At 28.2% G+C, this 17205-nt stretch carries 15 protein-coding genes; 3 read left to right on the forward strand and 12 right to left on the reverse strand.

Annotated features, from left to right (window positions below; genetic code table 11):
- Positions 1 to 18: 18 nt before the first annotated feature.
- From T324_RS0110980 to T324_RS0111005, 6 genes are all read right to left on the reverse strand, one after another.
- Positions 19 to 648: a cyclase family protein gene (locus T324_RS0110980; protein ID WP_028330298.1), complete on the reverse strand. Its 630-nt coding sequence runs from the start codon at positions 646 to 648 to the stop codon at positions 19 to 21.
- Between the two features lie 9 nt (positions 649 to 657).
- Entirely contained in the window at positions 658 to 1668 is a 1011-nt protein-coding gene (locus T324_RS0110985; RefSeq protein ID WP_028330299.1) for a PIN/TRAM domain-containing protein, read from the reverse strand.
- 75 nt (positions 1669 to 1743) lie between these two features.
- A complete protein-coding gene (locus tag T324_RS0110990; RefSeq protein ID WP_028330300.1) occupies positions 1744 to 2322 on the reverse strand; it encodes a CarD family transcriptional regulator in 579 nt (192 codons plus the stop codon).
- Between the two features lie 157 nt (positions 2323 to 2479).
- On the reverse strand, positions 2480 to 2575 hold the full coding sequence (locus T324_RS18065) for a MetS family NSS transporter small subunit (RefSeq protein WP_156920166.1): 96 nt from the start codon (positions 2573 to 2575) through the stop codon (positions 2480 to 2482).
- A gap of 30 nt (positions 2576 to 2605) precedes the next feature.
- A complete protein-coding gene (locus T324_RS0111000; protein WP_028330301.1) occupies positions 2606 to 4108 on the reverse strand; it encodes a sodium-dependent transporter in 1503 nt (500 codons plus the stop codon).
- 218 nt (positions 4109 to 4326) lie between these two features.
- Positions 4327 to 6177, reverse strand: a complete 1851-nt coding sequence (locus T324_RS0111005) for a methyl-accepting chemotaxis protein (protein WP_028330302.1) — start codon at positions 6175 to 6177, stop codon at positions 4327 to 4329.
- Between the two features lie 276 nt (positions 6178 to 6453).
- Between T324_RS0111005 and T324_RS0111010 the strand changes: the two genes are divergently transcribed.
- The 3 genes from T324_RS0111010 (at position 6454) to modA (ending at position 9665) form a co-directional block, all read left to right on the forward strand.
- Positions 6454 to 7452: a hypothetical protein gene (locus T324_RS0111010; protein ID WP_028330303.1), complete on the forward strand. Its 999-nt coding sequence runs from the start codon at positions 6454 to 6456 to the stop codon at positions 7450 to 7452.
- Positions 7445 to 8740 (forward strand): AAA family ATPase, encoded by a 1296-nt coding sequence (locus T324_RS0111015; RefSeq protein ID WP_028330304.1) that lies wholly within the window; start codon positions 7445 to 7447, stop codon positions 8738 to 8740. The genes T324_RS0111010 and T324_RS0111015 overlap by 8 nt, the downstream gene beginning before the upstream one ends.
- A gap of 157 nt (positions 8741 to 8897) precedes the next feature.
- Complete coding sequence (gene modA / locus T324_RS0111020) at positions 8898 to 9665, forward strand: molybdate ABC transporter substrate-binding protein (RefSeq protein ID WP_038375230.1); 768 nt, start codon at positions 8898 to 8900, stop codon at positions 9663 to 9665.
- A gap of 73 nt (positions 9666 to 9738) precedes the next feature.
- On the opposite strand, the gene T324_RS0111025 is transcribed toward modA, so the two are convergent.
- The 6 genes from T324_RS0111025 to T324_RS0111055 all read right to left on the reverse strand — a co-directional run bounded on the left by T324_RS0111025 (position 9739) and on the right by T324_RS0111055 (position 17172).
- Positions 9739 to 11004, reverse strand: a complete 1266-nt coding sequence (locus T324_RS0111025; RefSeq protein WP_028330306.1) for a M16 family metallopeptidase — start codon at positions 11002 to 11004, stop codon at positions 9739 to 9741.
- A gap of 104 nt (positions 11005 to 11108) precedes the next feature.
- Positions 11109 to 11399, reverse strand: a complete 291-nt coding sequence (locus T324_RS0111030) for a hypothetical protein (protein ID WP_028330307.1) — start codon at positions 11397 to 11399, stop codon at positions 11109 to 11111.
- Positions 11399 to 12175, reverse strand: a complete 777-nt coding sequence (locus tag T324_RS0111035; RefSeq protein WP_038375231.1) for a hypothetical protein — start codon at positions 12173 to 12175, stop codon at positions 11399 to 11401. Before T324_RS0111035 ends, T324_RS0111030 begins: the two co-directional genes overlap by 1 nt.
- 15 nt (positions 12176 to 12190) lie before the next feature.
- Positions 12191 to 12847 (reverse strand): HEAT repeat domain-containing protein, encoded by a 657-nt coding sequence (locus tag T324_RS0111040; RefSeq protein ID WP_028330309.1) that lies wholly within the window; start codon positions 12845 to 12847, stop codon positions 12191 to 12193.
- A gap of 3 nt (positions 12848 to 12850) precedes the next feature.
- On the reverse strand, positions 12851 to 15454 hold the full coding sequence (gene alaS / locus T324_RS0111045; RefSeq protein WP_028330310.1) for an alanine--tRNA ligase: 2604 nt from the start codon (positions 15452 to 15454) through the stop codon (positions 12851 to 12853).
- Positions 15455 to 15660: 206 nt separating this feature from the next.
- Positions 15661 to 17172, reverse strand: a complete 1512-nt coding sequence (locus tag T324_RS0111055) for a DegQ family serine endoprotease (RefSeq protein WP_028330311.1) — start codon at positions 17170 to 17172, stop codon at positions 15661 to 15663.
- Positions 17173 to 17205 lie beyond the last annotated feature (33 nt).

The following is a 17205-nucleotide window of genomic DNA, read 5'->3' on the forward strand; positions in this document are numbered from 1 at the left end:
TTTATTTTTATAAAAATATTAATCTATTATTCCGTAAGCTCTAACAGGAGAACCCTCTCCATTTTTTATTTTTAAAGGTGCAGCACTAAAGAAGAAACTTTTATTTTTTACTTTATCCAAATTTACTAATGATTCTATAACGCATATATTATTTGAAAATAAAATTTTATGAGTTAAATTGTTAGTTTCCAAAGAATCAACGGAAGGAGTATCAAGTCCAACAGTTTTTATTTTTAAATCTACTAATTTTAATGCTAATTCTTCATCTATATAAGGCCATAAATCAAAATATTCATCTGTACCCATCTTATTTTCCCATCCGGTTCTAAAAATAATAATATCATTTCCTTTTAATTTATTAAAATCAAAATCAGAAGGGAACTTAATTGTTTCTTTTTTATTTGTAGGTACATCTACACAGTATGCTTTTCCCACATAATGAGTAAGATCAATATTTTCAGTGCTTGGTTTGCCATTAATGCAATGTAAAGGTGTATCAACATGGGTTGCTGTATGCACACTCATTGAAATATTAGTTACATAAAATCCAGCTTCTGCTATAGAATCTGTATTTTTTACCATTACTTCAGGATTACCAGGATAAGATGGAATTTTATTGTATATTGTAGTAGAAAAATCTATAATCATAACTTCCTCCTATTTATTACTATGATCATGTCTTTTTTTATTTCCTGTATTGCTGTTTTTATTGGATCCAGCAAGAGAGGCAAATATTACTCTTCCTGCTTCTTTAGGAAGTACATTATCTATTTCTATATCAACATTTTTTCCTATTAAATGTTTTGCATTATCAACAACAATCATAGTGCCGTCTTCCAAATATCCAAGTGCCTGCTTATCTTTACCTTCTCTTATAAGATCTATTTTTATAGTTTCACCCGGTAAAACAACTACATGCAAAGAGTTAGCTAAATCATTGATATTTAATATATCAACTTCATGTATAGATGCTACTTTCATTAAGTTAAAATCATTTGTGATAACTTTAGCATCCATTTTTTTAGCAAGTTCTATAAGTTTTAGATCAACTTCTTTTATATTTGGAAAATCTATATCTGTTATTGAAAGCAGTATATTTTTAGAAGATTTCATTTTATTTAATATTTCTAAAGCTCTTCTTCCTCTTATTCTTTTTTGAGGATCTCTTGCATCGCTTAAAAATTGAACTTCTTTTATAACGAATTCAGGTAGTATAAGAAGTCCATCAAAAAATTTTTTCTCAGCTATATCATATATTCTTCCATCAACTATAACAGATGTATCTAATATTTTTGCAGTTTTTGTTTTATCAGGCTTTGTTAATTTAAGCATATTTGATATATTCGGTATAAATGCCGAAATAATACCAAATGTTAAATAACCTTCTATAAAAAGAATAATAAGTTTTTCATTTAATGATAATGATATTCCTATTATATTTATAGCTGTTAAAGTTAATATTACAGTTACTATGGTTAAAAAAAACGATATAAAAAAAGCTAATGCTATTTTAGATGATTTCTTTCTAATAAATAAGAATTCAAATAAAAATACTAAAATAGAACTAACTAAAAATATTAATAGAGTTCTATAATTAAAAGATTTAAATTGAAAGTAATCTATTAAAGCAATTAAAAAAGATACTGCAAAGTACGCTATTCTCCACATAATTTTCCCCTAATTTATATATTGTGATATATATTATTTTTTAATGGAATAAACTAATAAGATGAATATAAAAAATTATTCTTCAGTAGTATCCTTCTTCTTTTTTTTATTATTTTTAATATTTTCTTTTACTATTTTTTCCTTTTCTAAAGGTTTAGTTTTAAATTTTTTAGCAGATTTTTCTAAAGCATTAGATACTATATCTTCAATTTCATCTTTATCTTTTTTAAGTGCTATACTAATTTCATTAACAATAAACATATAAGCTTTTTCATATAAACGTTTTTCACTAGCAGACAGCTCTTTTAACTTATTTCTTGTGAATAAACTTCTAGCAACTTCTATCGTATCTTTAATATCTCCGCTCCTAAGCTTCTCTTCATTTTCCTGATATCTTATTTTCCAATTATTTTCTATATCATGTATTTTCGTCTGCAAAACGTTTAAAAGATTTTCAGCTTCAGCCTTTGATATTATCTTGCGTATACGATATTCTTTGACTCTATTTATAGGTACTTTTAATGTTATATTTTCTCCTTCACATTCTAAAACATAACATTCTACTAGGTTCGAATTTACTTTATTATCAGATATACCTATAACTTTACATATTCCATACATAGGATATACCACATAAGTATTTATTTTATACATAATAGCCTTTAAAATTAAGTCAAATTCTTTATTCTAAAAAAATATAATAATATACCTCCATACATTATATATCAACAAACCAAAAAATCAAGTACAAAAATTGGTATAAACTTTATAAAAGTTTATACCAATTTTATATACAAAATATTATTCCTAATTACATTTTTCTAAGAGCTATACTGAGAAAGAAGGCAAAACCTCCCCATATAGCTAATAAACTAAGTACCATAAATATAGCAGAATCAAATCCCATAATTTATCTCCTTTATGTTTAATAATAATTTTATTTACCTTGTGGTATATTAGGTTGTCTGTCTTTAAATTTAGCAAGTAATATTCCAACTATAAATGCAATAACAGGCATTGACCATCCTAAAGATACTAAAGCCCAAATTGGATAATTACCATAAGGAGTTTTGAAATCATTTATTAATTTCAATGATAACATTACAGCCAAAAATACTGGTGTCAAGAATTTTAAGCAGAAATCCCACCATATACCAACTCTAAATTCACTTACAGTATTGATACTTTCTTTAAATGAACCTAGTTTATATACCCAAGCTATTAATATAATTTCTATCAAACCGCTTACTACAATATTATAGTTATTTATGAAGGCATCAACTATATCAAGTATTGAAAGTCCGCTTCCTGTAGCATATACCATAGATATAGCACCTTGTATTATAATAATAACAATACTTACTTTTTTTCTGTTGAAATGGAATTTATCTATAAACGAAGATATAACAACTTCAGCAAGAGATATAGCAGAAGTAAGTCCTGCAAATGCAAGTACCAAGAAGAATACAAGTCCAAATAATCCATTCAAACCAGGTAAAGAATTAATAGCTTCTGGGAATACCATAAATGCTAAACCTATACCGCCGCTTCCAGCTACTTCAGCTACTTCTTTTCCTTGTGAATGAGCCATATATCCTATTATACTAAATACTGTTATACCAGCAAATAAACTGAAACTTGTATCAGCAAAGCCTGTCATAAATGCATTATTTGCTATATCAGAATCATCAGGCAAATAGCTTGAATAAGTTATCATTATACCAAAAGCTACAGACATACTATAAAATACCTGACCATAAGCATCTATCCAAATTTTAGGATTAGTAAGTTTAGAAAAATCTGGTTTAAACATATAATCAAGACCAGATAAAGCACCAGGTAAACTAATACCTCTTACAAGAATAATTACCACCAATACAGCTAATAAAGGCATAAATATTTTATTAGCTTTTTCTATACCATCTTTAACACCGCCAATAACTGAAACTAATATAATAATCCATACTATAATTAATGGTATAGCTACTCCAAAATTAAAATTACTAAGTGAAAAGCCGGATTGAAGTTTTAAATATTCATTAGTAAAAAATCCAGCAGTATCAGTTCCCCATTTTAAACCCTGAATAGAAAATAATCCGTAAGATAATGACCAAGCAATAATAACAGAATAATAAATAACTATTGCAAAACATGTAAATACCTGCAGCCAGCCTAACCATTCCCAAGAAGGATTTAAAGCCTTTAAAGCACCTGGAGCACTTTTATGTGTTTTATGACCTATAGAGAATTCTAATATCATTATAGGTATTCCAGCTGTAAGCATAGCTAGAAGAAACACTATCATGAAAGCTCCACCACCATTAGATGCTACCATATACGGGAAACGCCATATATTACCTAAACCAACAGCAGAACCAATAGCAGCTAATATAAAACCTGCCCTTGTACCCCACTGTCCTCTGTGATGATGATGACTCATCTTTCCTTTCTCCTTTTTATTGATTTTCTATATGTTAATTTTGTATAATATATGAAAAAGCATAAAATAGCAATACTTTTTATAGAATTTTTTTTCACATAAATAAATAATAGTAATATAAAATATAGAACTTTATATATAAATATTTTTGTATTATAAAAAATAGAGGATATATAATAAATTAGTATTATATATCCTCTAAAATAATATTATTATAATTAAAACTTAAAGAACTTCATAGCTTCTTGTAATGAATTAGCTTGATTTACTAAATCCCTTGAAGCACTTTCAGCATCTCCTACTAAGGCATTATTCATTTGAGTAGCACCATCCATTTCTGATACTGCTCTATTAACTTGTTCAACTCCAGCCTGCTGTTCCACTGCTGCTGAACTTATACCTTTCATTATATTAGCAGTTTCATCTATTTTTGCTCTTAGATCATCAAATATTTCTTGTGATTTATGTGCAGTTTCTGTAGCCTTATTTATTTTATCATAAGCATTATCAACTAAATCTGTAATGTCTTTAACGGATGACTGAGTGGTTTGAGCTAAGTTTCTTACTTCGCTTGCAACAACAGCAAATCCTTTTCCTTGTTCTCCGGCACGTGCTGCTTCTACTGAGGCATTAAGAGCAAGTATATTAGTTTGGAAAGCTATATTTTCTATAATTTTAGTAATATTTCTTATTTTTGTGCTTGCTTCATAAACTTCTTCTATATTGCTTGTTGTTTGTATTATAATATCTCCTGCTTCATCTATAGAAGTTTTTGAAGATATCATCATATCATTTCCAGTTAATGAATATTCTGTAGATGATTTTATTGTAGAAGCCATTTGCTCCATAGAAGCTGCTGTTTGCTGTAAACTTGCTGCCTGAGCTTCCGTTCTTCTTGACAATTCCACATTTCCTTTAGCTAATTTTTCTGAAGCATTCATAATACATATAGAAGCATCATTAACTTCTTTTATAGTTTCTACTAACTTATTTCTCATATTCATAAATGAATTTGATAATATACCTATTTCATCTTTTCTCTTTTTTATTTTGTTTCCGCTTGAAGTTAAATCTCCTCTTTCTATTCTTTGTGCTTCTTCAACGACAATAGATAAAGGTTTTGTTATAGAACGTATAAATATATTGATGAATACAGCTATAGACATTATTGTTATTATTCCAAATACAATACCGCTTATAATAGCTTTTCTATTTTCTGCAAATATTTCTTCAGAAGTCATAGTCATAGAAGTAATCCAAGGAACATATTTCATTCTAGTATAAGACCCCATCATTTTATGATTATTAGCTGTATAAGTAACTACACCTTTGGATAATTTTTTATCGAATGCTTCTTTATAAACGGAAGGAGCATCGCTATTAACTTTATTATAGTCTGTGTTCATTAATACTTTTAAATCAGGAGATATTACATCTAATCCTCCTGTTTTTCCTAATTTTATTCCTTCTATATAATTTTTATAAAATTCTCTCCAGTTAAAAACAGTATATAAATAACCTACTTCTTCAGAACCGTTCTTTACAGGAGTTGCAAAAATAAATGATAATTCCCCATTAACTACAGAAGGAGCAAGTCCGTTTCCATAGCTTACGCTTCCATATCCATATTCTTTATTTTTTAATTTATTCCAAACATTAATATTACTATCTGTAAATTTTGAACCAACCCATTTATCATAGTCACTGTCTGCTATAATTATACCATTTTTATCAACCATTCCTATATGTATAGCACAAGCATTTTTTTCTCTAAAAGTTTTTAATGTTGTTTTAACTCTATCTATTCTAGTTGGGTCTTGATTCACAAGGTACTCTTCTACTATAGGTATAGATGCATAAGTTTCAAGTATATAAGATTGCGTTCTAAACCAAGCATCAAATACTGATGAATATCCCATTACTGTTGTTTCAAATCCTTCGAATCTGCTTTTAGATATGCCATTTCCAGCTATTGTAAGTGATATAATTAGAAGTATTGTTATTAATATAGTTGTAACAATACATAAAATAACTGGGACTTTAACCGCTAGGCTGTTAAAATGTTTCATAATTCAATCCACTCCAATGTATAAGTCTAACAATATGTACAACAAATAATTTAATAATTATTTTTTTATTTTCAATTATTTTTTTTATAATTTCATACAATTGTAAAGTTAAAAATTGGTTTTGTGAAGAAAATATACGATATTAATATATTAGTAAAATTAATTGTTAAATAATTGCAATATGTAAAAATATATGGAAAATAAAAATAATTATTGATAAGTAAAAAAAATCCGAAAAATATTTATGATACAAAATTTTAATTTTATGGTACTAAAATGAAAATATTTATAAACGGTAAAGAATTATCAGTAATGTTAGAAAATGAAGAAAATGCTTATGAAGTATTAAAACCTATAGAAGAATGGTGTAATTCTAATGATTTTCTCATTAATAAAGTTATTATAAATGACAGAGAGCTTCAGCCTTATATAGATGAAGAGTATGAAACTATACCAATAGATACAATAAACAAAATAGAAGTTGAAGCATTGAGTCATGCTGAATATTCTCTTTATTCTATTATGTCAATAATGGAATATCTTGAAAAAGTATATAATACTGTTCCAGAATCTTTAAGTCAGAAAGATATTGAGGCTTTAAAAGATGGAATATCTTGGATACTTGATTCAATACCTAGAGCTATATTTTTATTTAATATGAGCTTGGATTCTTATGGTATCATACATATATTAAAAATGCTTGAAGTTAAGTTAGAGAGATTGAATTCTTTGAGCGATAATTTAGAAAAGAGTATAGAGTTCTTTAAAGATGATTTTAAACCTTTTTTGGCAGAAAAAATGATGCCTGCTATGGAGCTTGTTATAGAAGAAGCTAAAATAAATACTATAGCTTTATTTGCAAATAATATAACAAGCAGTAATGCTTTATACAAAATAGGAAGTTTGCCTAAATTTTTACCTTTAATATTGGATATATTAGAATCTATTGTTAATAAATTGCAGTCAGGAAATGATAAAGATGCATTTATATATGCAGAAAAATTTTCACGCATAGTAAGTTTTTCATTCAGCATACTTTCAAATGTAGCTTCACTATATTCTATAGATTATTCTCAAATCACATTGAATTTAGTACCTCTTTCCGATGCTATTAATGATTTTAATGAAATGATGAATAATGTTTTAGAAGCATTTGCTAATGAAGACTATATATCAATAGCAGATTTATTAGAATATGAGATAAAAGAAAGGATAGAAAATATTATGAATTATATACCGCTTGTAGAGGAACATATTGAAAAACTCAATGTTTGATTTTGGAGAGAGTGATAATTCTTTTAAGCCTATGGCTGAGAGAATGCGTCCTCTTTCAATAGAAGAAGTTTTCGGTCAGAAGCATATATTAGCTGAAGATAAAACTTTGAGAAAAATGATAGATAAAGATAAAATAACATCTATGGTTTTTTTCGGTCCTCCAGGTGTAGGAAAATCAACTGTAGCATCAATAATAGCAAAAAAAACTAAAAGTGAATATATCAAACTTAATGCTGTACTTTCAAATGTTTCTGAAATAAGAGAAGCTATCAAAAAAGCAGAGAAAAATTTAGAAAATAGAAAAAAGACTATTCTTTTTATAGATGAAATACATAGATTCAATAAAAGTCAGCAGGATGCCCTTCTTCCAGCAGTAGAAAATGGCGGTGTAATACTTATAGGAAGCACTACGCAAAACCCATATTTTTATCTTAATAATGCTTTACTTTCACGTATAATGCTTTTTGAGTTTAAGAATTTAGATGATAATGACATTAGAGAAGCTATAGAAAAAGCTATCGAAGATAAAAGAGGGCTAGGGGAGGCAGATGTTGATGTTGAAGATGAGGCTGTTAATTTAATAGTTCGTTATTCGCATGGGGATGTTAGGAAGGCTTTTACTTATCTTGAAGCTTCATATTTGGCAACTCAAATAGATGAAACTAAAGAAAAACTTACAATTACAGAAGAAATAGTAAAAGATGTTACAAGCAAACAGTCTATAACTTTTGATGAAGATGAGCATTATAATACAATAAGTGCTTTTATAAAAAGTGTACGCGGAAGTGATGTTAATGCTGCTGTTTATTATTTGGCTAGAATGCTTGAATCTGGTGAAGACCCTAGATATATAGCAAGAAGATTATGCATATTGGCTTCAGAAGATATAGGACTTGCAGAACCTAATGCTATGAATATTGCTGCTTCTCTTGTAAGCATTATTGATTTTATAGGTATGCCGGAAGGAAGAATTCCATTAGCAGAAGTTACAATATATTTAGCATTATGTCCTAAATCAAATTCGGCATACAACGCTATTAACAAAGCAATAAAGGATATAAGAAATGGAGAATTATATTCCATTCCTAATTATTTAAAAGATAATAATTCAGCATCATTTGATAGAAAGAGTAATGAAGAGTATAAATATCCGCATGACTTTCCTTATCATATAGCAAAGCAGGATTATTTAGAGAAAGGTATAAAGAAAAATTATTATGAGCCTGTAGATATAGGCGAAGAACGTGAGCTTAAAAAACGTTATGAATGGATTGAGAAACATATATAAATTTAAAATTGATAGCCACATGTATCACTTAATTTATTATTTCTTAAATTATTAAATTTTGTTCCTATAAAAATTGAAAAATTGTAATAAAAATATAGACTAATTTTACAAATTGTATATAATTAAATAATCACATGTTTTATTAATGGAAATTTTAATGAATACAAAAACAATAAAATTAATTTTATGTTTAACTATATTAATATTTTTATTGTCATGTTCAAATGATAATGGTAAAGAAAATATTATTATATTTTCAACTACTAGCCTAAGAAATCCATTAGTAAAAATATGTAATAATTATCAAGCAGAAACAAAAAATAAAATAGAATGTATATTTGATTCATCAGGAAGATTAAGACAACAAATACAAAATGATGATTATGCAGATATATATATTTCTTCTTCTATTAATGATATGAACATATTAAAGGATATAGAACGTTTGCATAATGATACTATAATTAATTTATTTAGCAATAAAATAGTTTTGGTTATGCCTAAAGATTTGAATATAAATATTAATTCTTTTTTAGATTTGACTAATGATTCGGTAAAAAAAATAGCAATAGGGGAGTCAATGACTTCTTCAATAGGACGTTATACAGAGGATATATTAAATAATTTGGGTATATACAATAAGATTGCAGATAAATTTATTTTGGGAAAAGATGCTAAGGAGATAATTGATTTAATAAAAAATGATAAAATAGACTGCGGAATAGTTTATAAAACAGAAGCTGTATTAAATGATAATGATTTAAAAATAGTTGATGAAGCTGAAGATTATACAGATGTAGTTTACAGTCTTGCTGTATTAAAAAACTCCTCAAAAGAAAAAATATCAAGAGAGTTTGTAGAGTATTTATGTTTGGAAAAAAGTCTTAATATATTCAAAGAATATGGATTCAATATTATTAAATAAATTTATATATAACTAAATAATATTATATTTTTTATTGTTGAATAAATAAAACCATTTATATAGTTAATCATGCTTAATTAAGCTTTAATTTTTTAGTTAATTTATTACTTATACTTTTAGTTCCTGATTCTCCTACAGATGTTAAAAAGAATTTTTTATCCGATAATTTTTCATCTATAACTTCATTTATCAATTTCAAATCTACACTGTCTATATATTTATAAATATCCTTTAATGAAAGGTATTTAGAAGAATATAATTCATTTCTTGCATTTTTATTCATTATGGACTCAGCATTAAATTTACTGAAAGCCATTGAACTTTTATAACTTTCTTTAGCTTCTTCAAGTTCTTCTTCTGATATCCTTTCTTTAAGAAGTTTTTCCATTTCATAATATATACTTTCTATTGTTTCTTTATATCTGTCTAAACTAGTAGAGCCATGTATTTCAAAAGTACCACCATTTATAAAACTTGAATTATAACTGTATATACTGTAGCAGAGACCTTTATTTTCTCTTATAGCCTGAAACAGCCTAGAATAAGCACTTCCACCGAATATATCACTTACTATATTCATAGCATATCTTTTTTTGTTATCGCATGCATTGTATGATGGTTTTACTAATGAGAAATAAACTTGATGAAGTTCTTTTTTTTCTTTGCTTATTGTTTTGTAATAAAAAGGCAAATCTCCATTAACAGTTTTAGATTTTTTTTCTAATTTCATATTCGATAATCTTTTTACAGCATATTCTGCATCAAAATTACCTGCTATTGATATTATTAAATTATTAGAATTAAAATGTTCTTTAAAATAATTGAATATTTTATCCCTACTTATTTTTTTTATATTGCTTATATTTCCTCCTATAGGAAAACTCATGGATGTTCCTTTGTATGCTGCTGCAAAAAACTGATTAGCTGTTATTTCTTCAGGAGCATCATTTGACATTTTTAATTCTTCTATAATTACTTTTTTTTCTTTTTCTATATCATCTTCTCTAAATGCTGAATTCATTATAACATTTTCTAAAGTGTCTATTGCCCTGTCAAAATATTTAGATATTATATTTATATAAAATGTTGTTAAATGTCTTGAAGTAAATGCATTAAATATTCCGCCTACACCTTCTATATAGCGTATTATATCTTTTGCTGTAAGATCATGAGTGCCTTTAAATAGCATATGTTCTATAAAATGGGTATATCCGTTTTCTTCTTTAGTTTCATTAGCACTTCCTGTTAAAAATACAAATCCTATTGATACAGTATCAAGCATAGGCATTCTTTCAAGTACAAGTCTTGTGCCGTTTTTAAGTGTTATTCTTTTTACCATATTGTTACCATATAAAATTATTGATTATTATTATACACTAATTCTAGAATTTTCGACAATATTAATTATAAAAATGAAATTATATTATATATAATAAAAAATAATTATAAAATATCACATATAGATTTTATAATATTAACTTTTTTTCTCTCCCTTTCGCTTAAAGGAGCATATTTTGATTTGTACATAACATCATTAGCAAGTACTATAAATTGCTCTTTTATCATCTCTGCTGCTTCTTTTGGTGTTTTACCAGTACCTTTTATAGCTAAATCATCATTATTAATAACAAAATGATCATCTGCTATTTTGGTTAAATAGCCTTTTAAAGGAGCCTTAAAATGAAAGTCATCTACATTGCTGAAATTTAATTCTACTTTTTGTTTCTGTGCCATTAATTTATACCTGCCTTTTTTGCATAATCTTCATTTGTTAAACTAAATGTTTTTTGTGTGAATATAATATCATTGGTATTGAAAGCATATGGTGTTCTGCCTTTAAGTTTACCTACACCATTTGATATAGCTTGATCTATAATGATATAAAGTTCTTCAGCATGTCTTTGTTGATATTTCATAACATCGGCAATAACTATTTCATAAGCAGTTTGTCTTGTAGGAGCTCCTGTATCACCTATAATATGATATGAATTACCATCCAAAGAGTCTATCCATAAATAACTGCCTTCATTATCATAAATCTCAAAATCTATATTAACCTTTTGAGACCAAAAAGACATAGAGGCATGAGCATACATTAATCCATCAATATTTTTATCTCTTAATATAGAAAAAACATCACCATCAACTGCAAGCGTACCTGTAGCAGCTACATAATCAGCCCCTAATACGTAATGATACTCACTAGGAAGGGCAGAAAATTCACTATCTCCTATGGCCTCTTTTAATGTTACAAGTTTAATCATTTCATTTTGAGAATTAAAATTACTGATAAAACTGTTTAATACAAAGTCTGTGTAAATCTCTGTATTCAAATATTTAAGTCTGTCATAGTACTGATTTGTCATGCTTTTAGGGAATGTAAATGAAGCAACAGCAATAGTTCTAGGTTTGCTTATAACTTCATCAACTCTTACATACGAATATTTACTTGCACATGAAATAAATATAAATAAAACTATTATGGCTAATATATAAATTTTAATTTTCATTTTCCAATATATTTCCTATTCTTCTGTTTCTTTTACATTATTTTGTATATTTTCTTCTCTATAACTTACAACTTGTTTTATTAGAGCTCTTACAGCTATATCCGAATCAGTGGAAGAAAGCAGATTAAGAGATCTATCTACTCTGCCGTCATCATAATCCTTTAAAGCCTCTATAGCAGCCATTCTTACCCATTTATTTTTACTAGATAAACTTTCAAGTATAGGGTTTAAAAGTTCTTTAGCTTGAAGACGTCCAGCAACTTTTAATCCTTCTATTTGAACTTGTAAATCTGTGTCAGAAATGGCTCTTTTTATTCTGTCTATAGCTTCAGCATTTTTAGCATCTAGTTTTCCAAGACCAAGAACCGCTAAACAGCGTACATTGAAATCAGGATCTTCTACACTCGCACGTAAAAAATCACTATAGGCAATTTCCGCCTCTATATTTCCAAGAAGCCATACAGCCTCAGCTCTTACTTCTCTGCCGCCATTTTGTGCAGCATTTATAACTTCTAATATAACCTCTTCATTATCCGGATTTTTAGCAAGTTCTTTTTCTGCTTTATGTACATCATCAAGTCTGCGTAAAGTAACATCCTTTTCAGAACATGATAAAAATAATAAAGAAATTATTATAAAAATTAAAATATTTATATTTCTGTTTATAATCATTTATTACAACCACTTGTTTTTGATTTTATTAATTTCTTCTTTAGCTTTTTCTACATTTTCTATAGAGCCTTGTGCAAATGTCTCTTTTCCGCCTCCACGTCCTCCTGCAGCAGCAATAATATCTTTTATTATATTATTTGCTGATATCTTTTTTTCTTTTAAAGCACTTCCTGTCACTTGTACAAGTATAGAGTTAGATGATTCGGTTTTACTTATCATTATACTAATACCATCTTTTACTCTCTCTTTTATAGTGTCAGCATAAAGTCTAACATCTTTTATATCTTCATTAAACTCTAAATTATAGAATCTAATTCCATTTAAATCTTCAAAATTATCCATAAATGAAACAGCAGAAGCACCTGAAGTTTTAAGCTGTTTAATTTCTTTCTGCAGTTTTTTTACTTCATTTTGAAGATTTTCTGCTCTTACAGTAAGTTCATCTGTTTTTGAAGCATTAAGTATATGTGCTAAATTTTTCACTTTACTGAATAATTTACTAGCTTCATGAGCAGCTTTTAATCCTGTGATAGCTTCTATACGTCTTACACCGCTAGCTACAGAACCTTCACTCACTATATGGAAATAACCAACTTCCGATGTATTTGTCAAATGGCTTCCTCCGCAAAGTTCTACAGAAAAACCATTTCCTATATCTAGTATTCTTACAGTATCGGGATATTTTTCTCCGAATAATGCTTTTGCTCCGCATGCTATAGCTTCTTCTTTAGGCATGTATTTTATTACAGCAGGCATTGACTTAAATACAACCTCATTAACCTGATTTTCTATACTTATTAATGTATCTTCAGAAATTGAATCAGGGTGGGTGAAGTCGAATCTCAAATATTCATCATTTACAAAACTTCCAGCCTGATTAACATGGCTTCCTAATGTAAGCTCTAATACCTTTTGAAGTATATGTGTAGCTGTATGATTTTTTCTTATAGCACATCTTCTGTCGAAATTAACAAATAATTTTATTTCTTCGCCTACGCTTAAAAAATGACTGCTGCAGTCTGCTATATGTATAATAGTATTTTCTTTCTTTTGAGTATCTATAATTTTTATTATTTCTTTTTTGCTGTTTTCTATATATCCATTATCCCCAATCTGTCCTCCCATTTCTCCATAGAAAGGTGAAACATCTGTGATTATAACAGCATTTGAAGATGAAGTTTTATCTTTTTTGGCATTATCTTCATATACAGCAATAATTTTAGCATTTACGCCGTTTATAAGATTATCAGTTTCTTCACCTACATATTTAGTTTCATAATTTTCAACATATCCGAATTTTGATTTTTTATCTTCTCCGGCTCCTCGGCTTCTTTTTTTCTGCTCTTCCATAGCCTCTTCAAATCCAGCCTTATCAACTGTAAATCCGTGATCATTAGCTTCCTCTTCTGTTATATCAATAGGAAGTCCGTAAGTATCAAATAACATAAATGCATCTTTACCTGATATTACTTTACTTTCTTTATTTTCTTCCATTACAGCATAAAGTTTATTCATACCTGCTGATATTGTGTTTATGAATTTATTTTCTTCATCTTTTAATATTCTTTTTACATTTTCTTCTTCTTTAGGAAGATAATCATATATTTCTTTATATACATTAACTACAGAAGATGTAATTTCATTTAAGAAAGCACCTTTATGTCCTAAATCGCTTGCAGTTTTTAATGCTCTTCTTAAAAGTCTTCTAAGTACATATCCTCTTCCCTCATTAGAAGGAGTACAGCCTTCAGATATTACAAATACCAATGCTCTTAAGTGATCTGCTATTAAATTTATTTTAGTTTTATTTTTATCTTCATATTTTACATTTAACTTTTTTGCTATAGCATCAACTATAGGCTTCATTACATCAGTTTGATAATTGCTTTCTACACCTTGAGTAATATAGCATAATCTTTCAAGTCCCATTCCTGTATCTATACCAACATTAGGAAGAGGAGATAAATTACCGTCAGTATCTTGGAAGAATTCATTGAATACTAAATTCCAAAACTCTAAATATCTTTCACAATCGCATCCAACATAACAATCAGGTTTGCCGCATCCTTTCTCTTCACCCATATCAATATAAAGCTCACTGCAAGGTCCGCAAGCTCCGGAATCTCCAGCAGGTCCCCAGAAATTGTCTTTTTTACCAAGTCTTACTATCTTTTCTTTAGGTATTCCAATATGTTCATTCCAAATCTTAAAAGCATCGTCATCTTTTTCATATATAGAAACATATATTTTTTCAACGGGAAGTTTAATCACCTGAGTAGAAAATTCCCAAGCAAATTCTATAGCCTCTTTTTTAAAATAATCGCCCATAAAGCAGAAATTACCAAACATTTCAAAAAATGTATGATGTCTTGCTGTTTTTCCTATATTTTCTAAATCAGAAAGTCTGAAGCATTTTTGTATAGATGCAACTCTTGAATATGGTGCTTTTTTTATTCCAGCATAATATGGTTTGAATTGAAGCATACCAGCAGTTGTAAATAAAAGGCTAGGGTCATCTATTGGTATAAGTGATGATGATTTTTCTATAGCATGTTTTTTACTTTTAAAAAACTCTTTAAATTTTTCTCTTAATTCCAAATGTGTCATATTCTAATCTCCATATATAAATTATCTATTAAATCACATTAATATTGTTATAATCATAAGTATATGTTTTATTAATGATATACTAAATTAATTATGAATGCAAGTAAAAACACAAAAATAGTTAACATAACTAAAGATGATTGGTATAAAAAAGAGGCCGCATTTAATGATTTTATGCAGCCTCTGACTTGTTCTTTTGTAACTTACTATTCTATTATTATTACATAAGTCATTCTAGCACGTTTAATTGTTATTGTGAAAGACTTATCATTTCCATAAGACTTAACAAACTCATTATAATCATCTGTATTAGAGATAGTTATTCCATTTATAGCCTTTATAACATCTCCAGGTCTAAGTCCTGATTGATATGCTTTAGAGTTTTGAGTCATATTAAGTACAACAACACCTCTTTCATTGCTTCTAATTTGAAGTCTTTGAGATATTTCAGGAGTAATATTAGAAACATCTAATCCCATCCAAGAACGAGTATTACTTTGTCCATTATTTGGTAAAGTTCTGTTTGGAACAACTTCTTCATCGTCAACTCTAGCTTGGATTGTAACTTTAGTAGTTCCTTCTCTTCCATTTCTTAAATATTTAACAGTAACTTCTTTTCCTACTTTTGTAGTTGCTACCTTGTTGAATAAATCTCCTGATTTGGTCATTTTTTCGCCATCAAACTCTGTAATTATATCTCCGTCCTGTAAACCGCCTTTAGAAGCAGGGGAGTCAGGTATAACTTCACTTACATAAACACCGCTGTTCTGTTTAACATTAAGACCTCTTGATAGATTTTCATCAATATCTTGTAAATATATACCTAAATATCCTCTTGTAACTTTTCCGTTCTCTTTTAAGTCAGTCATTACAGAAGTAGCAAGATTAATAGGTGTAGCAAAACCTATACCAATGCTTCCGCCAGAAGTAGAGTATATTAAAGTATTAATACCTATAACCTGACCATGAATATTGAATAAAGGTCCTCCTGAGTTACCAGGGTTTATAGCAACATCAGTTTGTATATATCTTTGATATTTATTGGCTCCTACATCGCTTCTACCTTTAGCACTTACAATACCGAAAGTTACAGTATTATTAAGTCCGTAAGGGTTTCCTATAGCAATGGCAAACTCACCAGGTTCTATAGCATCACTGTCTCCTAAAGCAACATAAGGGAAAGTTCTATCATTAGAATCTATTTTTAATAAAGCCAAATCATAAGCTTCATCATATCCTATTAATTTAGCAGGAAGCTCTCCATCTTCTCCATAAAGAGTTATCATTATCTTAGTAGCACCTTTAACTACATGGTAATTGGAAAGTACATAACCTTCTTCATTAATTATGAATCCGCTTCCTAATGATTTTTGACTTCTTCTTTGTCTAGGCATCTGATCCCCAAAGAAAAATCTAAAGAATTCATCAGCATATCTGTCTTCTTCAGTTTGTCCTGCTTCAATTTCTGTGGATATATTAACAACAGCAGGCATGTTTTTATCAACTACTTCCCTTATAGCACCTTCAACAGCTAAAGCACCGTCTAATGAACCAGAAAAAGCTGTTTTTTCTGGTGCTGCCTGAGCATGAACCAAAAATTCATCTTTTTTATAATTTTTTTCATATGAAAAAATGAAAAATGAAATAATTATACCAACTAAAGTGAATGTAAGTCCAAGATTTAAAAAGAACATAAAAGAACGTTTTTTTTGCTCCATATATGCATAACCTCCTTCGATAAAATATTTGTT

Source organism: Brachyspira alvinipulli ATCC 51933 (assembly GCF_000518245.1).
Lineage (GTDB): Bacteria > Spirochaetota > Brachyspiria > Brachyspirales > Brachyspiraceae > Brachyspira > Brachyspira alvinipulli.